Source organism: Neochlamydia sp. TUME1 (assembly GCF_000813645.1).
Taxonomy (GTDB): domain Bacteria; phylum Chlamydiota; class Chlamydiia; order Chlamydiales; family Parachlamydiaceae; genus Neochlamydia.
On record NZ_JRXI01000169.1, the window covers coordinates 1 to 21,002 of the forward strand.

The following is a 21,002-nucleotide window of genomic DNA, read 5'->3' on the forward strand; positions in this document are numbered from 1 at the left end:
CTTTAAGAGCCCTGCTAAGGATTTTTTGGTCTGCTTCCAATCCCTTTCCATTCAACTCACTCAATATATTAAACTTAAGTTCTGCAGTTTGAACTGAAGGGGGCGTTAATAGCCAAAAGCTTATTAAAAGCCCTAGTCCTACCATTATTTGATACATATCCTTTACCCTAAGAAAAGTCTCTTTTTAAGAAAGGAAATAAGGAGACCAAGATTGAGAGGTAGCGATCCTTTTTTCCTTTTTACAAATTTATATTATATATGAATAATATCGGAATTAAGGCAAAGAGATTTTTAATTTCCCACCATTTTTGCTCAGAGGATGTCTTAAAAGCCTTGTTTTACCTTTATTCTGGTGCCCATTATTAAAGAAATTCTAAAATCCGTAGCTTAATCCTTTATAAGGGAGAACTAGTACTACTACGTTAAATTTAAGAGGAATCAAAAAATAGCGTTTTAGATGAGTCGTGAATAGCTTGGCAAAAAGGGCAAATGGTAATCCCGACTTTGAAGTTATTTTCTAAGTGATTAATTATTAAAGGATTGCATTCAAAAATTCAGACACAACATAGGGGGTTGACACGTAGTAGTACTAGATCTATTTATCAATGTTTAAGCTGATGTTAAGCCGGATTAATAAGTTAAAAGAAGGGTTTTGAGATACCCTCTTAGCTTGAAGGAAACTCAACGGCTTGAAATATCTAAAAAAAACTTTTGAAGTTTAAGTCCTGGGGCAAGCTTCCTATAAAACTAAAATTAAAAGTACTAAAAGTTTAAAAATATTCTCCATCTCTGTTAAAATGCACTATATTTACATGTAATCTAAAAAAAATTTTTATCCTTTAAAGGCTCCTTTTCTGCTTAAAAACAGGTTCTCATATGGATTATGTTCACCTAAAGAGCTGCTTAAGTATGTATTAATTTTTTCTTTCAACAGACGGTTTAAAGTTAGTAAAAAACTCGGGGAGCCATACAGATATTTTTTATCTTACAAACGCGCCCATTTCTTACCCTGCTAATTTAGGCAACCAAGCTTTACATAAAGCTTCTCTATGTCTGTTTTTTAATTTTTTTCGTTTTATCACGCCATTGGGCTTTAAAAAGCAGAATTGAGAGATATTTACAGAAAGGCTAATAGACCACCTGAGCTATCTATATAGAGATAGTTTTTTTAAGAAAGCTAAAATAAATGGTTTTTATATCTATCCTCTTCATCCTTTAGAAAGGACTGCTTTGAGTAGAAATCTTCCAGCGCTCAACTTGGATGAGGTCATAAAGATCTCGGCCAGTGAAAGCTGTCACTCCTACATCTCGTAGCCATGCAGAAAGCCCATAGCGCCAGTAATCACGAGCATAGCAGGTATAGAAGACATCCAAGGGCATAGAAAAAGCTACCCCTTTATCATGATAAACAGAACCGTTAATGACATCATGGCCATTAGTATGGGTGTACCAAATAGTGATAGTAAGCCCACTCTTAAATTTGCGAGACACTTCCCCGCGGATGCCCCAGTCGTTGGCAAGAAATTTTCCTGCTTTTAATTTAAGGTTTACATTCGCCCACTCCCAATTATAATAAAGATTTAGAAAATATTGGGAGCCAATAAATTTTTTATGAGTGAGCGTGTAAGAATGAGGAGTAGAGAACTTTAATTGACGAATTTTATTCGTAAACCAAACGCCATTTAATGCACGCTTTCCAACTAAAGCACCTTCTATACCTACAGCCAAGGGCTTGTTAAGTGGGCAATATAAAAATTCTGTCGCTAAGCCGCCATATTCCTCTTCAAAGAGCCCCAGAGCTACTCGGCTATACCACCCTTTACCCATATTCCAATTTTTTTGAAGATATGCCTCATCAACAGTTAATCCTTTTTGTTGGAAATAGCGAATCATATCTGTACGCACATGAATAAGATGCGAAGGATTCAACCGATCAACGGGAGAAATATGGTGAAGATTAGAAAAAATATTCCATCCAAGTAATACACTATAATAAACATCTCCTGCCAAGAAGCCATTAAAGCCAGCGTTTAATCCTAGCGAGTACTTCATTTTGCCACGAGAACTGCCAAAAAAAGAATGAGTCTTAGGAAGCAGCTCAAAATTAAAGCCAGAGCGAGTATTTTTGAACAGTTGTAAATCTTCTCTTGTCGGTGAGGATGAAAGCTCTGTTTTATGGGTTAATAAATCTAATTCTTGTGCGCCTCTTTTCCCCTCGCCAAATTGTCTGACCCATTTCATATGATACTGATATTCTTGCACAGGAAAACCTAAGTCCGATTCCAGGACTATGTTAACTTTTTCTATATCGCTGGGGATCAGCCCAGCTAGAAGATAAGACAGCTGCTCTTGCACATCATATTCCGAACGAAAAAGACGATTGATTAAATGAATCCGCAAAGCCGTTGGGCGACAGACAGAGGTGTTTTGATTAGCAAGCCTAATTTGTAGGATTTCAAAACCTTGCTCTCGAAAAGCATTGATAAGTTCTTGAGCAAGAATAAAAGGAGGCCTTAGCTCTCCCATAGGTTCACGGTTAACGGGGGCCTTATAAGGTAGAGGAGTGCCAACTTTAGGAAGAAAACCTTTAGTTGTGCCGAAATTGTAAAAAGTCGATAGGGAAAAGGCTAAAGTATGCCCTTTGATATAGCTAACAGCCAAATCATACTGGTCTGCTAATCGATATTTAAGCCCAAAATTTATAGGGCTTTTTTTTACCCTTCCTCTTGGATGCTTTTCTATTTCTGGATCTTTATACGGGGTAGCGTCATATTCAGCAACCAAAGCAAGATTTTTAAGGTAATTTTGCTGACTTTGCCGAAAAGGCATCCACACAATCCCTCCAAACCATTTTTTTAAGCGCTTAGTGCCATATCCTAAGCTTACTTCCAAGTTTTGGTTAAGTAACACTTGGGTAAAGACTATATAGTTAGCTATAAAATTTTTAGTTCCCATGAAGTCTTGCAAGCCTACAGCTACACCGGGCAGCTTATAGCCACTCTCTTCAGGAAGTAGGAGAGCAAATTTTAAATTGGCCCCCTTATCGGATAAATCTCCAAAACCAAGAGGGGTTAAAATGGGATCTGCCACTCCCTTAAAGATCCTATAGCTTCCTGAGACTTCAAGTCTGCTAAATAGTTGAGCTCTTAAGCTAAAGTTTTTATAAGGATGGACATGGGAATATCCTACACCTATTTCACCTGATTCTCCCATACGTGCTGAGGGCATATTAAAATAACCGCCCTGCTGATAAAAATCATAGGTAACAGGCATCTTTTCAGAAAGCTTACGGTTAACATATTCAATAACGATAAGATCGTTAAAAAGCCTCTCAGCTTGATCTTCAGCACTCATGTAGATGGGCCCTCCCCCTACAAAGGGGAGTACACATGCCGAAAAAAATATTAATCTGTAGAAAAAAGATGCTTTTGTCATGAGCCAAGTTAAGCTTTTATATTGAGAAAAAAGAATAATTCTTCATGACGGAAATTGCAAGAGGGAAAGCTGATCACTTTCCTCTCTAGCGTTGTTGCATAAATGGGAAAAAGAATCTGCAGTAAGTTGGCTCTTTAACGCTTAAAAGCTATAAAGTTTAGTCTGCTAGTTCATAAAACTTAAAGGCAGATAATGCAAAAAAGCTCACCTACCATGCAGCTAGCCCAAGTATAATGCAGCTTTAGTCAAGAGGGAGCATAACTTAACAATCCTAGGGATAGAGTTATTAAAGGAGAGCGGGAAAATAAAAGCCCAGCAAAGATAGGGCTTATCTTAATAACGCTATCCTATGCGCGTTGATGGATAATGCTGCTAGCATTTACTTCTTCCAAGTTCAACAAAAATTTTTATTGTTATTGATTGCTTTGCTACCCTAGTGGCTACCCATTCCTGGTTATATCCGTCTCTACAGGCGGGCTAAACTACTTGAGCAAAAACTTGAAGAAGTTAAGTGGCAAGCGTCCAAAAGAGATAACCTTCGATTCGCGTAGAGTAAAGGTTTAGGGCGGAGGGGAATGGAAAGTATACCAGCATGCCCACACTAAGCGGAGGACATGAAGTAAGACTCACCTAGCCGTCTGCTTAGAAACACATAAAATTATTTTTAAGTGACCTAATAAAAAAAGCAGTAAAGCCGATGAACTGATACCCAACATAGATGTATCACAGACTACCAAAAGGTATAAAAACCACTTACAGAGATCGCCGTTATAATAAATAAGCTTTCTACCGATCATTGTACATTCAGGCCATAGATGCCCAAGAGTCCTTCTTAGAAGAGGAAGAAGACTACAAAAAAGAGGCAAATCATCCTTTATGAGACGAGCTTATTAAACGTTTTATAAAAAAGCACCACATTATTTAAGCTTTAAACAAAAATATATTGACTTAAAAAATAAAAAACAAAAATAATAATCAGATTAATTAAAAAGCAACAACAGATTTTTACCTGCACATGTTGGCAACCATACAAATAGGCTTATTATTTTCCCTTACTAAATTTACTGTTATCTCTATAAGACAGCTGCCCGATGAGCTGCTATTGCCTATCTTTGCTACAAGCTTTCCACCTCGTGGAAGTTGAACTAACATGCCATCAATGGAAAAATTTGGCCCATGACGAGACTTTATGGAAGAATCTTTATCAAAAGCATTTTGAAATATATGGGCCCGATGAGGGACCTTTCAAAGAAAGCTATTTTGCAGCTCATCGAGTAAAGCGTGAACATGAAAAATTAATGGCATTTTTAGGGTCTATAAAACATGTGCATAACCTTGAATTAGCAAAATGTATAGGTCTGCCATGACATCTGTAAAATGCATGAGGAAAATAATAAATTCTTAATCTTACCTTCAAAAGCAAATCACGGTGCAAAGGCAGTGAAGTAAAGTTTGTCGCTGGTAATATTTTAGTAAGCCGTCACGAGAGTTGGCAGTGCTTAATAGTTTAATGCTAAGGCAATAATGTAAATTAATAAGTGCAGTAAATAAAAAAACAGCTATTTACAAGCATTTTTGGCTTTATAGATACCCGCAGAATCACATCTAGAGCTAGGTATACCCCTTGGCCGCTTACATACTTTATACAAAACGTTCTTTAAACATGATAATTAAGGAGATAAGATGGTAAATATCTTGGCAAATGCTGATAATCATAAAGATGGGACGGCTATTTCCCCCAATGATTCTACTGTTACATCTATAAAACAGCTGCCCGATGAGCTGCTAGTGCATATTTTTTCTTTTCTACAAGCTCTCGACCTTTTAGAAGTTGAACTAACATGCCATCGATGGAAAAATTTGGCCGAGGACAAGACCTTATGGAAAAACCTATATCAAAAGCATCTTAAAATATATTGGCGTGAGGGGAAATCTAACAAGAAAAGTTATTTTATCACCCTTCACGGAGAGCGTGAATATGAAAAAACAATGGCATTTTTAGGGTCTTTAAAAAAGGTGGAGAGAAATTTTGAGTTAGCAAAATATATAGGTCTGCCATGAAACCTGTAAAATACATGAGGAGAATAATAAATTCTTAATCTTACCTTCAAAAATACATCAATTAGCAAAGGCAGTGAAGTAAAGTTTGTCGCTGCTAATAATTTAGTAAGCGGTCACGCAGGTTAACATTTCTTAATTATCTGATGATAAAACAATAACGTAGATTAATAAGTGCAGGAGATAGAAAAAACAGCTATTTGCAGGCAATTTTGACTTTACAGATGCCCGCAGGCTCACATCTAAAGCTAGGTATGCCCCTTGACCGCTTACATACTTTATACAAAATGTCCTGCGTACACGCTAATTAAGGAGAGAAAATGGTAAATACATTGACAAATGCCGATAACCATAAAGATGGGACGACTATTTCCCCCAATGATTCTACTGTTACATCTATAAAACAACTGCCCGATGAGCTGCTAGTGCATATTTTTTCTTTCTTGCAAGCTTTCGACCTTTTAGAAGTTGAGCTGACATGCCATCAATGGAAAAATTTGGCCAACGACGAGACTTTATGGAAGGATCTTTGTCGAAAGCATTTTGAAAAATGCTGGGTTGATGAGAAGCCTTACAAAGAGAGCTATTTTGCAGCCCATCGAACAAAGCGCAGATATGAAAAAACAATGGCATTTTTAGGGTCTTTAAAAAAGGTGGAGAGAAACTTTGAGCTAGGAATATATATGGGTATAGGTCTGCCGTGAGACCTGTAAAACATATGATCAGAATAATAAATTTTTAACCTTATTTTCGAAAGCAAATCAACCTACAAACAAGAGTAAAGCGGAGTTTGCAACAGCTAATAGTTTACACAAAACGTTCTTTAAACATGATAATCAAAGAGAAAAGATGGTAAATACATTGACGAATGCTGATATCAATAAAAATGGGACGACTATTTCCCCCAATGATTCTACTGTTACATCTATAAAACAGCTGCCCGATGAGCTGCTATTGCATATTTTTTCTTTTTTGCAAGCTTTCGACCTCTTAGAAGTTGAACTGGCATGCCATCAATGGAAAAATTTGGCCGAGGACAAGACCTTATGGAAAAACCTATACCCAAAGCATCTTAAAATATATTGGCATGAGGGGTGGGAATCTAACAAAAAAAGTTATTTTATCACCCTTCACGGAGAGCGTGAAGATGAAAAAATAATGGCATTCTTAGGGTCTATAAAACATGTGCATAACCTTGAATTAGCAAAATATATAGGTCTGCCATGAAATCTGTAAAACCGATGATGAGAATAATAAATTCTTAATCTTATCTCTGAAAGCAAATCAACCTACAAGCAAGACTAAAGCGGAGTTTGCAACCGCTAATAGTTTATACAAAATGTTCTTTAAACATGATAATCAAGGAGAGAAAATGGTAAATACATTGACAAATGCTGATAACCATAAAAATGGGACGACTATTTCCCCCAATGATTCTACTGTTACATCTATAAAACAGCTGCCCGATGAGCTGCTACTGCATATTTTTTCTTTTTTGCAAGCTTTCGACCTCTTAGAAGTTGAACTGACATGCCATCGATGGAAAAATTTGGCCGAGGACGAGACTTTATGGAAGGAGCTGGGTCGAAAGCATTTCGAAAAATATTGGGTTGATGAGAAGCCTTACAAAGAGAGCTATTTTGTAGCTCATCGAGTAAAGCGCAGATATGAAAAAACAATGACATTTTTAGGGTCCTTAAAACAGGTGGAGCGAAATTTTGAGTTAGCAAAATATATAGGTCTGCCATGAAACCTGTAAAATACATGAAGAGAATAATATATTCTTAATTTTACCTTCAAAAGCAAATCACGCTGCAAAGGCAGTGAAGCAGAGTTTGCCGTTAGTAATAATTTAGTAAGCGATCACGAGTATTAGCATTGCTTAATTTTTTGATGCTAAGGCAATAACGTAAAGCAATAAGTGCGGTAAATAGAAAAAACAGCTATTTGCAAGCATTTTTGACTTTACAGATGCCCGCAGGCTCACATCTAAAGCTAGGCATACCCCTTGACCGCTTACATACTTTATACAAAATGTCCTGCGAACACGCTAATTAAGGAGATAAGAGGGTAAATACATTGGCAAATGCTGATAACCATAAAAATGGGACGGCTATTTCCCCCAATGATTCTACTGTTACATCTATAAAACAGCTGCCCGATGAGCTGCTATTGCATATTTTTTCTTTTATGCAAGCTTTCTGCCTTCTTGAGCTTGAACTAACATGCCATCAATGGAAAATTTAGCCAAAGGCAAGGCCTTAGGGCAAAACCTATATTAAAGACATTTTGAAATATATTAACCCGATAAGGGACCTTAAGAAAAAAGCTATTTTGCAACCTGCCGATTAAGTCGCCGTATCTTGAATAGTTGAGAGAAAGCATTCTATGATAAAAATTTTTGAAAAAGACACAAAATAGTTTATACTTCATCTTCCATTTTACTTTTTCCATATTCTGCAGCATTCAAGCTTTCCTTTTTCAAAAAAATTATCTAGATAGAGTCTAAACAAGTAAGACAAAAATGTTATCAAAAGTTTACCTTAATTCCTTCTCCGCTCTTAAAGAGCTTGGCTTTATTTCAATTCAAGCAATCTGTTTATAGTAACTGTTAAAAGTTTAGCCAACATGGTGTCATCTTCCATAGCGATAAAATTTTTCCTTTCTATCTCTCCCCATATTGCATCAAAACTTCCTTTAAATTGTAAAGCTAGATATTCTCTGTTACCTACTGCTTGTATACGCTCAATATTTATGCTAAGTGCTTGATAGATGGCATCTTGGCCGCTTTCTGCTGAAGCTTTGCTAGCTTGTATCTCTTCTTTCTGAGATTCATCGGGCTCTGCAGCAGCTATCGAAGAACTAGAGGCATGAGAAATAATCTCTGTGGGGGAGAGATCTTCTGTTTTATTGCTCGCTTGCGATTCCCCCTTATCAGCATCGGGCGGTACAGAATCATTCAGCCATTCAGGAGGAACAGGTTGAGTCTGAATGTGCTCTTCTGTTTCAGTAAAAGTATTTAATGAAGGTGCATCCAGGATTATATAGGGAGTTTCGGGTTGTGATAAGCTTTCCTTCACCATTTGAATGCCCTCTTTGATAAAAACCTTTTCTGTTTCGGAAAAAGTATCATAGTCAAAAAGATGGCTCTTTCCTGCAATGACTATAATTTTGTCAGCAGAGCTTAAACTTTGCTGAATATTTTCTACCATTCCCCTATTACGCTCAGGAATCGGTTGTATCGTTATTTTTCTTAGCATTTCGTGAAACGTTTTTACATATAACTTTAAAGAGTATAAGAAGCTTAAGGATGCTTCCTTTTGATTGATATGAGATTGAAGTTCTTGTAAATGACTTTTTAAGTCATCTAAATAGCTTTCTACACTTGAACGTAATGATGAATGGTTATTATCTTCTATCCATTCAGGTATCAGTACAGAGGTTGATCTACGCAACATACCTTCTATTTCTCTCCTGTTGCTTGTAGAAGAATCAGATAAATAGACCATAAAGGCATGGCACAAACTTATATGAAAAGGGCTAGCAACCTTATTATAGAAAGACTCTATTAGTGCTTTTGATGCATCTGTATCCCACGATGAGATGTGGATATGCTCCCGAAAAGCACTAGTTAATGAGGCTATGTACTCTGCTCTTTTGTTTATATCTCCTTCTACTAAAAGCTTAACCTTACCCTTATTTTCGCTTAAATATTGAGAAGCTACCGCATTTACAAGCTTACCTATCTGTTCCGTTGCTTGCCCATGAATTTCGCCAATCATGATGACTTTAGCCTCCATAACTTGAGCCGGGAGAGAGCCTGAGGCCTGGCTTTCCTCCGAAAGATTACTTGCTACAGCAGTAAAATTGAGTAAGTGATTGGTTAAATCGTTTCTTGAATTGAAAGAAAGATCTGGTTCCATAATGTTATTCTCCTTGAATGAACATGAATTTAAAGCAGTACCTTTCTTGCAATTCCTATGCCAAGATGGGAAAAACAGCTTGTTTGTTACAAGCAAGAGAAAAAGATAGGGAAGGACGGAAAGATGCTGAGGGATAAATTGCTGAAATGTTAGCGAATTAAGCCACCCTCTTAGCTCTAGTCTTAAGGTTGTCACATTTAGAAAAGCGATACGCTTATAAAGAACTCTTACTTAGACTGATAAAAAGCTTTAAGTGAACATAGGCAATCAATGAATGAGGAAAAGAAAAATCTATTCTTTCTAGCCTATTTTTCTTAGTGATTTTTTAGACGGTCGAATGATAAAAATACGGAAATTAAATTTAAGGAATGTTTTTTATGTTTTTGAAAGTTAGAAGATTAAGGTTAAGTATGGAATGCACGATTTCGTGTTAAAGAAAAACAATTTTGGCTTTAAAAATTATAAGGAAGGGAGTAAAAGCTTGTGTCATTAGAAAGCCCGTTTGACCTATTACCTCACCCCCCCGGCTCAACTCTTTAAAAACAGATCTAGATACTTAAGACTTAAGCTGTAGAGGAAGAAATTGGATTATGAAGGAACATGGCTATCCAGCCCCCTAACAACTTTATAATAATTTTTTAAAGAGAGCGTTTACCTTCTATTTCCGTTGCTTTTTTGCTGCCAAATGACACTACTGATTTAAGTTGAAGATAAACGAAAGAACGCTACCACCCTCCTGACCTGTCAATTAAAATAATAAGAAGGTAATAGCTTAATAAGATAAAGCAAAAAGGTTGAGAAGCATGAAGGGCATATTTGTGTAGACACTTCAAAGGTATCTATAAACACGCCATCTAAGAGCTGACACTAAAAAAGGATGCCGAAAGTTTAATAACACGGGTAGAAAAATGCCTAAACCTATTTTCAGTCCTTACAAAGATCTGCAAGCATATAAATTGTAGCTTTTAGGCAGTTTTACGTTAAGCTAAAACCTCGCTTGCATAGCGTTTTAAGCCCTGATCTATAATTTCTCCCATTTCTATTTTAGAAGGATCTACAAAGGATGGTAAAGCAAAATCCTCTCCACAGACCTCCAACAACCCTAAAGATTCTGCTAATTCATAATCCTCTGCCATGACTGCCTTTACTAATAGCATAGTGGGTATAGCTAAAGGTTGAACTTGGTCATAAAGAGTAGAATCAATGAAAGCGCGCTGCTCGCCGTGTTGATTGGTTGTAAAGCTATAGTCTTTCTTAAATCTAGCTAAATGCCCGGAAAGATAACCTTTGCTAAAAGAATATTTATTTATCCCTAATCTAAAAAAATGAAGAAACTCTCGCGAGTTATTTTCCGGAAAGACACAGCAGGTATAATCTTCGCTGCCTAAAAAACCGGTTTCTTCTACCTTGCGTCCTGTTAAAGGATCTCCTGAAATCAAACGTTGGCAGCCTGGTTGTAGGCGTCCGGCTAACAAAGAAGCAATGGGATAGCCTGTTTGCACTTTAAAGTATCCTGTGCGATCAGGTAGAACACCGGGCCCAGCTATACTGATGATACGTTCGATATGATAACGACCATGGGCTAAAAAATATCCTAAGGCTACCACCTGCTGGGCATTAACTACCCATACAATATCATCGGCCCTTTTAATAGGATCTAACGCTTGGATATGTACCGACACATTGCCAATAGGGTGAGGCCCTTCAGCCGTATGTTGCTGAACATTTTGTGCTTCTATAAAAGCTTTACATGTAGAGCCTGCGCGATAAATTAAGTGGACTGTACCGGTAGTTAACTTTGCAAGGGCATTTAGGCCTAGCTGAAATTCATCTTTATAGCCTTGCACCTGCATTTCAGCCGGCGGATTATAAGGAGCCGACTCAATTGCTTTGACAAAGATAGAGCGCGGAGCCTTATGAGGATTGGCTAAATTATTAAAAGGCCTAACACGAATACTAGAAAAAAAACCTTTTTCTTTCATTAACTCTATAAGATTTTCTCTAGACATTGCTTCAAGAGGTTTAACAGGACGCTCGGCAAAAGGTTCGTCTTCACTTACAGTAATTATAATCTCTTGTAAGCTCCTTTTATACCCCCGTCTTATTTCTTTAATAACTCCTGAAGCAAGGGCAACAAACATTCTCCCAGGACATCCCTTATCTTCTACAAGAGGCTGCCCTATTTTGACAGCTTCATCTTGTTTAATAAGAAGCTTAAATTTCAGGTCAGCAAAAGGTTTTAAATCCAAAGAAACTGTAGAGGGAGCATCCAAAGAAATTACTTGGCTTGCAGAGGATAAAGAATGCGCATGCTCGTTAGGTTTCCCACTTAGAGGGATATCTAAGCCTCTTGTTATTTTTATATATGCCATGAATGGATGCCTCAAAAAAATATAGCAAATTAATGGGGAAATTACTGAAAAGAATAGTTTTTAGCAAGCATTCAAGAAAGCTTAAGAGAATTTTTTAAGGTTAAACAAAACTTTATCTCTTGTCACGCTCACCTTATTGATCCCTTATTTGCCCTTTACTTTTAATTTAAAAGCAAAAGCTACATGCAGCTCGCTACTCTTTTTAATAAACTTTTAGCGCGAACTTTAGCCAATTGGGGAAAAACAAAAACCTAAAAACTCATAAAAATTTATTCTTTTTGAAAGTTAAATCATGAGTTATAGGTTTAGTAGGTAATGTGTAGGCTAAAAAATTTATGCGCTACTAGGGCTAAAAAGATATTTTATAATGACCGCTAATAGGGCCCCTACAAAAATCCCTGGAGCAGAAATAAATAGGGCAATAGCCACAACTCCTAGCACAATTCCCCTCACGATTCCTTGCTCATCAATAAACTCATTAAAGTGGCTAAAAAGATCTTGAATTTCTACAGAATAATAAAGTCCCGAAATAATCCCTATCAGCATCCCTCCTGAAAATTGCTCAAAAAACAAGAGAATAATGCCTAAAATCATAATAATATAAGCAATGGAATCTTTCGTGTTAGTCTTAGCAAAATCGATCAAACCATGTATTTTCTTCTCTCCCTTCTTAGGATGCTCTGTCTCTACTTCACGGATACTCTCTTGAGATGGATCTTTACTCTCTTCGCCAGCGTTCATTTAACCCCCTTATCGGTAGTATTATTACTTGTTTGTCAATATAGATCAGGTTTCAAGAAATATTCAATAAAATAATTGATAAAAGAAAGTAAATTAACCTTTACAATAGGCATGCTTCAAGTCAAATCTTCCTAAGCTCCTAATTGTAAATAGGCTAAAATCTATCTACTAATTTTTATTTCTCTATCCCCTACTAGGAAATTCTTAAACAATATAAAGGAGATATTTAAGGCTTTTCATTAAAATTTTCTATAAAGCTTTCTTTCACTCATATAACCCACTAAATTTCATAAATCTAATAAAATTTCTCCATCAAAATGAGGGGGATCCGTTATAATTCTTCCTTGGTAACTATAAAGTGTGATATGGAAAAAAAATGGCTTTTTGGCGTTAATTTAGCAATGACTTTTACAGTTATAGCACTCTTGATAAGTGCTTTAGCTTATCGCTGGACTCGTCCTCTTGAAATTCCAGTCAACACGCTTACTGATATAAAAAGAAACTTACCCAGAAGCTGCTACAGTCAAACACAAGAGGCTTACGATGCAATCAGGCATTCCATTCTCCAGCTAAAACACTTTCCTATTACCCTGCAGTTACCCGATCTACGCAAACATCTAATTTACTACGGCACAAATGATCGACCCGATGCAAAAGAAGCTCTCCCTTTGCTTCATTTTGCTTTTAATGGAAACCCTTCGGTTTCCTCAATTTCCCCGGCAGAGAAAATGTATATTTCTTATAATCGCCAGGCAAATCCTTCGCAATACGTGTTCAATCCCGACAATCTCCCAACCCCTCTTTGGCTTCAAGCTACAGCAAACGATCAAGACGCTAGCATAAAAGTCAATATGATAGATGATAAAGGTCAGATCATTCAAGAACCTTGCTCTTACGCTGAGTTTACTTTGCCTAAAAAAGAATATGTGCGTACGCATGTTCCCTGGGAAATAGGAAAGTGGCGTGTTGACGGTAGCTTATTAGCCCGCCAAAAAGCACGATGGTATGGTACAGATCGTTTTTTAGAAGATCATGGAGGTAGCGAGCATAGCCTAAATATGGGTAAACAAAGGCTTGATTTTGGCGAAGGCGAAGGGGTTTATTCACTTTTTGTTGGCTTAGGGGATACATTGATATGGAAAGAGGAGCAATGGAAACTTGTCAAGCCAGGTATGGATTCTTTAGGTTACCCGTTATTAATTATCAAAAAAATTGATGATCGTTTGATGCAACTAGAGCTTTGGGATATAGAGGGGCGTTCCAAGATAGCTCTTAATCTTCTAAAATCTTCTGAACCTTGGATGCCTCAGAATGCCTTACAAAATTTTAAATTTTTAGGATCCCATACCCATTCTCAATTTGTTTTTGAGATTAGTAAGAAAAGAATATTATTAAAGCCTAAAGATTGGTTAATCTTAACCAGTAGCGGATGGAAAAAATTAAGTAAGCCTCAAGAGGTTGATGACTATGTCTCCCGCAAATTGGTGGGCATATTATTCATATTTGGGGGTATCGAACGTAAAAATGAGCAACAATTGTTAGTAGGTACTCTTTATAATTCGTCGCGTTCGGAAGCTAAACCCTTAGAGCTTCCTATTACTTCTGCATTTTTAGGTAGAAGAAAAGCAGAAGGAAAGGAAAAAGATCTACCCTCCAATAACTCTTTGCCGCCAACCTCTTCCCCTGCGGATCTAAATGCTCCCCCACCTCTCCCTATAATATCTAAAAGATTTGAAACTGAAAAAACTCTGGAACCCTTGAATAGCTTATGAAAACAACTAAAAATTTCTTTTGCTTTTCTCTATTAAGCATTTTTATTTTCTTAACAAGGGTATTATCACCTTTATGGGGGCAAACAATTGCTGAGAAAAAAGCTAGTTTTACGCAAAACAGTAATGATCTCCATCCAGAGATGCAAGAATATTTAAGGGAGATCAATCATGAGCTAAAAGAGCAACAAAGCCAGCTACGCGATTTATATGCAGAAGTGGAAAAGCTCTACAGCATGAATGCTCCTGAAGAAGCTTACCACAAGCTTTTAACTCAAATTAACACCTTACGTAAAAGCATTCAAGATGCCCAAAAAGGGTGGCAGCAACTGTCGGCTGAAATGGCGGCTACAGAAGGTTACTCTTTATGGCATCAACCTGACACTAATATTGGGCAACTTGTTATCGACTATGGTTCTCAAAATTATGTTTATTTGCTTTCTCCTGAGATTGCAACAGTAAAATTAAGTGTGGATTCTAATCTCCCTATTCCCCGGGCCTCGTGGGATGAAATGTTGGAATTAATTCTTGTACAAAACGGCATAGGTTTTAAACAGTTAAATGCTTACCTGCGCCAACTCTATTTTCTTAAGCAAGATAGATCGAATTTAAAGATGATTACTAATAAGCGAGAAGAGTTAGACCTTCTACCTGCAGAAGCACGTGTTCTTTTTATGCTTTCCCCTGAAGCTGCCGAAATCAAACGTGTTTGGCATTTTTTAGATAAATTTATCAACCCTACCACTACCGTTCTTCAGTTGATTGGTCGAGACATTTTAGTGGTAGCACCTAAGATAGACCTTCAAGAACTGCTCAAGCTCTATGACTTTATCTCTGCCAACCGGGGAGATAAAGAATATAAACTCATCCCTTTAAAACGTATTGCGGCGGAAGAGATGAGTAAAGTTCTCTCCGCTGTTTTCGAGCAACTCTCGGGAACCTCTCCTTCCCTGGGAAAAATTTCTGAAAGAAATGAAAAAACATCTGCTCACTTAGATCTTGCACGCGTAGCCAACAACTTTTCTTCCGAAAATAACAGCTCGACTGTAGAAGCTAACAGCCTGCGTATTATTCCTCTTAGCAACTTGACTCCCGCTCTTTTTCTTTATGGAACCAACGAAGAGATTAAAAGAGCGGAAAAAATTATTTGCGAAGTAGAAAGCCACATGGGAGGAGTTAGCGAAAAAGTCATCCATTGGTATACCACACGCCACTCTGATCCTCTTAAATTAGCCGATATTCTTCTCAAAGTCTATGCTCTGATGGTTCAGCAACGTCCAGGCATGCGCACTGATAATCAAGCTTTCTCTGAATCATCTTCTCCTGAGCTTGCTGCCTCCTCGAATGGGAAAAAAGAATTAAATAACGGCTCTCCTTTCAATGCTTTTGAGGGAGGTTACTATTTAAACGATCGTTATATCGTTAATCCAGATCCTTACGAAGAAAACAACCGTGCTATCGATCCTAATGGGGGCCGTACCAACTTTATAGTGGACCCAAAAACAGGAGCCATTGTCATGGTGGTAGAAGCTGAGCTTCTTCCCAAGCTTAAGGAATTAATTAGAAAATTAGATATTCCTAAAAAAATGGTACAGATCGAGATTCTTCTTTTTGAAAAAAGGATTAGCAACCAGGATAATATTGGCTTAAATTTATTAAAGATTGGCTCGGATGCTTTAAATGCCCATGCAACCGGCTTAGACTATAATGTTAACTTTTTCCAACCTCTCGTTAATAAAATCCTGCCTGATAATAGGGGCATTACCACCTTTTTTATGAATCGAAAAAAATCAAGTAGGATTCCTGCATATGATGCAGTGTATCAATTTTTAATTTCACAAGAAGATATTTCTATCAACGCCAGCCCCTCAGTATTGACTTTAAATCAAACGCAGGCCCACATCGCTATCGAAGATGAGATCACTGTTAATACAGGGGTGATCATTACCCCTGTAACTAATACCACTGCCCTTAACAACACCTTCGCTCGTGCACGGTACGGGATTAGAATTGACATCACTCCTATCATCCATACGAGCCACGAAGGGTTAGGGGGAGAGCCTAATAGCAATTTTGACGATCATGAGGAGGAAGGCGATTCTATTACACTCCAAACAGATCTGGTCTTTGAAACAATTAATGGTGGCCTTAATCCCTCACAGCCTGATGTAACTAGGCGAGTGATTAACAATGAAGTCCGCATCCCTGACGGCCAAACCGTTATTTTAGGGGGGTTAAGAAGAAAAATTACCGATGATGCTAAAGATTCTATCCCTTTTTTAGGAGAAATTCCTGGCCTGGGCAAGCTTTTTAGCTCGACTGCAATGACGGATAATAGTGTAGAGATGTTTATCTGTATTACTCCCAAAATTGTTGCTGACCCCAAAGAAGATCTTGAGCTTTATCGCTATAGAGAGCTTACACGCCGTCCAGGAGATATTCCTTCTTTCTTGTATGCCCTTGAAGAAGCAAAGAATGCGGAAAAAGATCGCTTATTACGGGGCACGGTACAGCTTCTCTTTGGAAGAGAACAAGAGCGCTGCGAGCCTTTACCTTTGGGAGAATATGACGGAAGATAAATATATAACCTCAGGCTCACTGCATTCAAAAAAAGAATCGCCCAAGCAAAATGATGACCATAATCGCCATCTTGCTCTTCAATTCGGCATGGTTATTTATAATGATCTTTCCTCCTTCCGTATCTCTAAAGAACTAATAAAAAAAACCCCCTACACTTTTGCTAAGAAAAATTTTATCCTTCCTCTTCAAGAAGATAAAGAGACGGTGTTAGTCGTTATAGCGGATCCCTTACATCTTGAAGCTTTAGAAGAATTGCGTCTTATCCTTAACAAGACAATTAAAGCCGCTTATTGCCCTAAAGATGTGATCCTTGCTTCGATCAATGATTGCTATAATTTAGAACATGGTGAAGCTTCGGAAATGCTCGCTCACCTCACGCGCGGTGATGAACGGGTAGAAGCTGAAATTGAAATATATGACCTTTTAGACAATAGCCAGCATCAAGCCCCTATCGTTAAAGTTATCAACTTAATTTTAACAGAAGCTATCCAACAAGGCGCCTCCGATATCCATTTTGAGCCTTCTGAAAATGGTTTACGCGTAAGATATCGTATCGATGGAGTCTTACAAGCTCGTCATAGTCCTGCTCCTGATCAACAAGCTCAGTTGCTCACCCGTATAAAGGTGATGTCTAGGCTCGACATTGCTGAGCATAGGCTTCCTCAGGATGGACGCCTCAAGCTAAAGATGGGACGCCGTGAGATTGACTTTCGCGTCAGCACAGTTCCTGTATCTGGAGGAGAGCGTATTGTCATGCGTATTCTTGATAAAGGTAATGTCATTTTAGGGCTAGATAAAATTGGCATGCCCCCTAATTGTTATAAGGACTTTAAAAAATTAATTGCCGTTCCTGAAGGCATTATTCTTGTGACTGGACCTACCGGAAGTGGTAAAACCACGACATTATATAGCGCTATTTGTGAGATGTATAATGATGAAACCAATATCATGACGATTGAAGATCCTGTAGAGTATAATTTGAAAGGGATCGCACAAATAGGAGTCCATCCAAAAATCAAGTTAGATTTTGCCACAGGCTTACGGCATATCTTAAGGCAAGATCCAGACATCATCATGATTGGCGAAATCCGCGATAAAGAAACCGCAGAGATTGCTATTCAAGCTTCTCTTACCGGCCATCTTGTATTGAGTACTCTTCATACCAATGACGCTCCCTCTGCCATCACCCGTCTTGTGGATATGGGCATAGAGCCCTACTTACTCTCCTCTTGTATTATTGGCGTACTAGCCCAACGTCTTGTACGCAAAATATGCTCCCATTGCAAAACTTTTTATACTCCTACAGACCAAGAAATACAAAATATAGGCTTAAAAAGAGAAAATTTATCGGAAGGGCATCTTTTCCATGGTACAGGCTGCCAGGCATGCTATGGTTCAGGATATAAAGGACGCCATGGTATTTATGAATTAATGCTTGTTAACCATGCCGTCAAGCAGCAAATCGTTAAAAGCCCTGACGCGGTAGAACTCCGAAGAGTGGCTTTGCATGCAGGCATGATGAGTCTATTAAGTCATGGCAGCATGCTAACTAAACAAGGGATTACCACTGTCGCTGAAGTTTTACGTACCACCCGTGGCATTGAGGAGGGCTAACTTTATGCCCTTATATAGTTATGAAGCCCTTGACTCGTTGGGTAAAAAACGCGCCGGATTGATTGAAGCGCAAACTGAAAAAGAAGCTAAGGAAAAGCTGCGCAGCCAAGGCACCATGTTAAAAAAGCTTGCCTTGCGTACAACCATTTCTAAAAAGCAAAACCTTAAAGGTGACACTCTTTTAGCTTTTACTTTACAGCTCTCTCAATTAGTCAGTGCAGGAGTCCCTCTCTATGAAAGCTTATTAGCCTTAGAAGAGCAATACCGTACAGATTCCTGCCATCGTGTAGTTTTAAGCCTTTGCGAACAGATCAAAGCTGGTCAATCGCTCTCACAAAGCATGGGTAACTTCCCTGATAGCTTTGATAAACTTTATTGTTCCATGATCACGGCAGGAGAAGCTGTAGGAGCTTTAGATATAGTCCTGGACAAACTTAGTCAATTATTGCAAAAGCAAAATAAATTAAAAAAGCAAATCATTACCGCGATGGTCTACCCTGCTATCCTTGCTGCATTTTCATTTTTAATCATTCTTATGCTGCTAGGGTTTGTTGTTCCTTCAATTGAGGGTATCTTTGTCGATCGCCAATTAAATGGCTTTACAGAATTTGTATTGGGAATGAGCCGAGGGTTCAGAAGTTACTGGTGGGTTGCCCTACCTTCAGCCCTAGCGGGGATTATCTATCTTGTTCACTTCTTACGTAGCCTCCAGGGTAGACTCTGGCTTGAACGCAACATGATCAAAGTTCCCTTGCTTAAAACACTTATCATTCAAACTTGTGTAGCGCGCTTTTGCCGCACGATGGGAACTCTGCAGCAAGGAGGACTGCCCGTCATCAACTCTTTGCGCATTTCGCGTGAAGTGATGCATAATATTGTGCTAGAAGAAGAGGTAAAAAAGGCAGAAGGAAAGATTATTGAAGGAAGTTCTCTGAGTGCTGAACTGATGCATTCTCGTTACATTCCTAAGCTAGTTCCTCGCATGCTAGCAGTAGGTGAAGAATCAGGCAATGCGATTGCCATGTTTAATAAGGTGGCAGATATATACGAAAATGAGATAGAAAAGTCATTAGAGCGGGTAATGGCGCTTGCACAACCTGTAATATTAATTGTGATGGGAACCATTATTGGCGTCGTGCTATTAGCTATTTTGCTTCCCTTGACAGACGTAAGTTCATTGACTATGTAATTGCATTCTAAGGAGGTTTCATGAAATTCCATGTGTTAAAAAAAAGATATATTACTCTAATCGAAATTATGATTGTGATGTTTTTGATTGCCTTAATAGCGGGGGTCATTACTTACAACTACCGAGGGAGCTTAGATGAGGGCAAAGCTTTTAAAACGCGAGCAGCAATGGACAAAATCGAAACAATTTTAAATTTGAGTGCCGCTGAAGATCCTGCTTTGTTAGATCACTTAGATTCTGAATGGAAGAAAGTAATCATTGCCTCTCCTTTAGTGAAAAACCCTGATGATCTGATTAAAGATGGCTGGGGGCACGAATTTAGAGTCACTTCTGAAAATAATGCTATCCATGTCTCCTCGGATAAATATAATGAATATAAAAGAAGCCATGCGACCCTATTCAAAAAGTAAGCGAGTCAAAAAGCGTTTCATTACCCTTTTAGAGCTGCTAATGGTAATGGCAATCTTGGCGCTCACCTTGGGAGTAATAGGCTTTAATGTTCATAAAGCTTTACGTGAACAGCGCTTTAAGACCGAAACAGACTTAGTCGTAGATTACTTAAGGCTGGCTCAAAACTTAATGTTGATCATGAATGCTGATGTGCATGTTATCTTTGAGAGCGCTCAGCATAGCCAAGCTAACCTCATGCGCCTTAAAGTAGAGGGTAATCTAGATGATAAGTTATTAGAGCTTGTGACAAATAAAGAAAAACCCTTGCACTACATTCAGCTGATTGAGTTTTATGATGAAAATAGAACCCATCATGAATCCAGTAAAATAGATGTTAGGTTTTTTTCCAAGGGCTCAGTCATGAGTAAAGGAGTGATGCGACTGGCCACGCATGCACAAAGCAACACATCAGGTACACTGGAAAGGTTTATCTACTTGCCTGGTTATCCTCAGCCAATCGTTAGTGCTCTTACTAACAGCCCCGACTTCACCTCTAAGGAAAAGCAAAATGCCGATTTTGAAATAAAACTCATCAATGCTACGGTGCAAGAAATTCAAGAGAAAAGATTAGCTAAAAGTAATAACTTATGATTCCCGTTAGGTCTGCAGAAAGTATTCTAATAACCTTCATCGTTTGATAGGATGAAGGCAAATTCAATACACGGGGAAGATAGCCTAAAAATTATTCTAGTACATTGAGTAATACGGTTTAAAAAAACTCCGTCTACATATCCAATCCTCTAAAAGCTGTCTTTTTACTTAACACAAGGGATTTTATAAAGTACGGGGCTGCATAAGAAGTAGCTCAAAAAGGTATAACAAGATCTTATAGGATAATTTTTAAAGCTAATCAGATGGCGTCCCCTAGGGC

General features: G+C 38.1%; 16 protein-coding genes. 12 read left to right on the plus strand and 4 right to left on the minus strand.

What is annotated here, in order from left to right; all coding sequences use genetic code 11:
* Window positions 1-1,215: 1,215 nt before the first annotated feature.
* Complete coding sequence (locus tag DB41_RS07955) at window positions 1,216-3,354, minus strand: YjbH domain-containing protein (protein WP_052244027.1); 2,139 nt, start codon at window positions 3,352-3,354, stop codon at window positions 1,216-1,218.
* 1,172 nt (window positions 3,355-4,526) lie between these two features.
* Here DB41_RS07955 and DB41_RS07960 point away from each other — a divergent pair.
* The 6 genes from DB41_RS07960 (at window position 4,527) to DB41_RS11375 (ending at window position 7,740) form a co-directional block, all read left to right on the plus strand.
* Window positions 4,527-4,802 carry an F-box protein gene (locus DB41_RS07960; protein WP_039386161.1) on the plus strand — a complete coding sequence of 92 codons (276 nt, stop codon included), beginning with the start codon at window positions 4,527-4,529 and terminating at the stop codon, window positions 4,800-4,802.
* 316 nt (window positions 4,803-5,118) lie between these two features.
* The gene (locus DB41_RS07965; RefSeq protein WP_039386163.1) at window positions 5,119-5,496 is read left to right on the plus strand and encodes an F-box protein; all 378 of its coding nucleotides are present in this window, start codon (window positions 5,119-5,121) and stop codon (window positions 5,494-5,496) included.
* Between the two features lie 317 nt (window positions 5,497-5,813).
* The gene (locus DB41_RS07970) at window positions 5,814-6,197 is read left to right on the plus strand and encodes an F-box protein (protein WP_039386164.1); all 384 of its coding nucleotides are present in this window, start codon (window positions 5,814-5,816) and stop codon (window positions 6,195-6,197) included.
* A gap of 145 nt (window positions 6,198-6,342) precedes the next feature.
* The gene (locus DB41_RS07975) at window positions 6,343-6,720 is read left to right on the plus strand and encodes an F-box protein (RefSeq protein ID WP_039386165.1); all 378 of its coding nucleotides are present in this window, start codon (window positions 6,343-6,345) and stop codon (window positions 6,718-6,720) included.
* Window positions 6,721-6,865: 145 nt separating this feature from the next.
* Window positions 6,866-7,243 (plus strand): F-box protein, encoded by a 378-nt coding sequence (locus DB41_RS07980; protein ID WP_039386167.1) that lies wholly within the window; start codon window positions 6,866-6,868, stop codon window positions 7,241-7,243.
* 329 nt (window positions 7,244-7,572) lie between these two features.
* Window positions 7,573-7,740 carry an F-box-like domain-containing protein gene (locus tag DB41_RS11375; RefSeq protein ID WP_080502463.1) on the plus strand — a complete coding sequence of 56 codons (168 nt, stop codon included), beginning with the start codon at window positions 7,573-7,575 and terminating at the stop codon, window positions 7,738-7,740.
* A 329-nt stretch (window positions 7,741-8,069) separates the two neighbouring features.
* On the opposite strand, the gene DB41_RS07985 is transcribed toward DB41_RS11375, so the two are convergent.
* The 3 genes from DB41_RS07985 to DB41_RS07995 form a co-directional block, all read right to left on the minus strand.
* Window positions 8,070-9,416 (minus strand): hypothetical protein, encoded by a 1,347-nt coding sequence (locus DB41_RS07985; RefSeq protein ID WP_039386169.1) that lies wholly within the window; start codon window positions 9,414-9,416, stop codon window positions 8,070-8,072.
* Window positions 9,417-10,396: 980 nt separating this feature from the next.
* Entirely contained in the window at window positions 10,397-11,788 is a 1,392-nt protein-coding gene (locus DB41_RS07990; RefSeq protein ID WP_039386170.1) for a Na(+)-translocating NADH-quinone reductase subunit A, read from the minus strand.
* 333 nt (window positions 11,789-12,121) lie between these two features.
* On the minus strand, window positions 12,122-12,529 hold the full coding sequence (locus DB41_RS07995; RefSeq protein ID WP_039386172.1) for a hypothetical protein: 408 nt from the start codon (window positions 12,527-12,529) through the stop codon (window positions 12,122-12,124).
* A 365-nt stretch (window positions 12,530-12,894) separates the two neighbouring features.
* Here DB41_RS07995 and DB41_RS08000 point away from each other — a divergent pair, with 365 nt between their 5' ends.
* From DB41_RS08000 to DB41_RS08025, 6 genes are read left to right on the plus strand one after another with little or no spacing between them, the layout of a single operon-like run.
* Entirely contained in the window at window positions 12,895-14,301 is a 1,407-nt protein-coding gene (locus tag DB41_RS08000; RefSeq protein WP_052244028.1) for a hypothetical protein, read from the plus strand.
* Window positions 14,298-16,877 carry a type II secretion system protein GspD gene (locus DB41_RS08005; RefSeq protein WP_039386173.1) on the plus strand — a complete coding sequence of 860 codons (2,580 nt, stop codon included), beginning with the start codon at window positions 14,298-14,300 and terminating at the stop codon, window positions 16,875-16,877. Before DB41_RS08000 ends, DB41_RS08005 begins: the two co-directional genes overlap by 4 nt.
* Complete coding sequence (gene gspE, locus DB41_RS08010) at window positions 16,864-18,492, plus strand: type II secretion system ATPase GspE (RefSeq protein ID WP_080502464.1); 1,629 nt, start codon at window positions 16,864-16,866, stop codon at window positions 18,490-18,492. The genes DB41_RS08005 and gspE overlap by 14 nt, the downstream gene beginning before the upstream one ends.
* Window positions 18,493-18,496: 4 nt before the next feature.
* On the plus strand, window positions 18,497-19,681 hold the full coding sequence (locus tag DB41_RS08015; protein WP_039386174.1) for a type II secretion system F family protein: 1,185 nt from the start codon (window positions 18,497-18,499) through the stop codon (window positions 19,679-19,681).
* 20 nt (window positions 19,682-19,701) lie between these two features.
* Complete coding sequence (locus DB41_RS08020; RefSeq protein WP_039386176.1) at window positions 19,702-20,091, plus strand: type II secretion system protein; 390 nt, start codon at window positions 19,702-19,704, stop codon at window positions 20,089-20,091.
* Window positions 20,051-20,722 carry a Tfp pilus assembly protein FimT/FimU gene (locus tag DB41_RS08025; protein ID WP_155117627.1) on the plus strand — a complete coding sequence of 224 codons (672 nt, stop codon included), beginning with the start codon at window positions 20,051-20,053 and terminating at the stop codon, window positions 20,720-20,722. Before DB41_RS08020 ends, DB41_RS08025 begins: the two co-directional genes overlap by 41 nt.
* The last annotated feature ends 280 nt before the right edge of the window (window positions 20,723-21,002 follow it).

What these genes read in the sequence shown, in the direction of transcription:
- DB41_RS07955 (WP_052244027.1), bottom strand. Translation starts at nt 3,354, where the DNA reads ATGAGTGCTGAAGATCAAGCTGAGAGGCTTTTTAACGATCTTATCGTT.
- DB41_RS07960 (WP_039386161.1), top strand. Translation starts at nt 4,527, where the DNA reads ATGAGCTGCTATTGCCTATCTTTGCTACAAGCTTTCCACCTCGTGGAA.
- DB41_RS07965 (WP_039386163.1), top strand. Translation starts at nt 5,119, where the DNA reads ATGGTAAATATCTTGGCAAATGCTGATAATCATAAAGATGGGACGGCT.
- DB41_RS07970 (WP_039386164.1), top strand. Translation starts at nt 5,814, where the DNA reads ATGGTAAATACATTGACAAATGCCGATAACCATAAAGATGGGACGACT.
- DB41_RS07975 (WP_039386165.1), top strand. Translation starts at nt 6,343, where the DNA reads ATGGTAAATACATTGACGAATGCTGATATCAATAAAAATGGGACGACT.
- DB41_RS07980 (WP_039386167.1), top strand. Translation starts at nt 6,866, where the DNA reads ATGGTAAATACATTGACAAATGCTGATAACCATAAAAATGGGACGACT.
- DB41_RS07985 (WP_039386169.1), bottom strand. Translation starts at nt 9,416, where the DNA reads ATGGAACCAGATCTTTCTTTCAATTCAAGAAACGATTTAACCAATCAC.
- DB41_RS07990 (WP_039386170.1), bottom strand. Translation starts at nt 11,788, where the DNA reads ATGGCATATATAAAAATAACAAGAGGCTTAGATATCCCTCTAAGTGGG.
- DB41_RS07995 (WP_039386172.1), bottom strand. Translation starts at nt 12,529, where the DNA reads ATGAACGCTGGCGAAGAGAGTAAAGATCCATCTCAAGAGAGTATCCGT.
- DB41_RS08000 (WP_052244028.1), top strand. Translation starts at nt 12,895, where the DNA reads ATGGAAAAAAAATGGCTTTTTGGCGTTAATTTAGCAATGACTTTTACA.
- DB41_RS08005 (WP_039386173.1), top strand. Translation starts at nt 14,298, where the DNA reads ATGAAAACAACTAAAAATTTCTTTTGCTTTTCTCTATTAAGCATTTTT.
- gspE (WP_080502464.1), top strand. Translation starts at nt 16,864, where the DNA reads ATGACGGAAGATAAATATATAACCTCAGGCTCACTGCATTCAAAAAAA.
- DB41_RS08015 (WP_039386174.1), top strand. Translation starts at nt 18,497, where the DNA reads ATGCCCTTATATAGTTATGAAGCCCTTGACTCGTTGGGTAAAAAACGC.
- DB41_RS08020 (WP_039386176.1), top strand. Translation starts at nt 19,702, where the DNA reads ATGAAATTCCATGTGTTAAAAAAAAGATATATTACTCTAATCGAAATT.
- DB41_RS08025 (WP_155117627.1), top strand. Translation starts at nt 20,051, where the DNA reads ATGAATATAAAAGAAGCCATGCGACCCTATTCAAAAAGTAAGCGAGTC.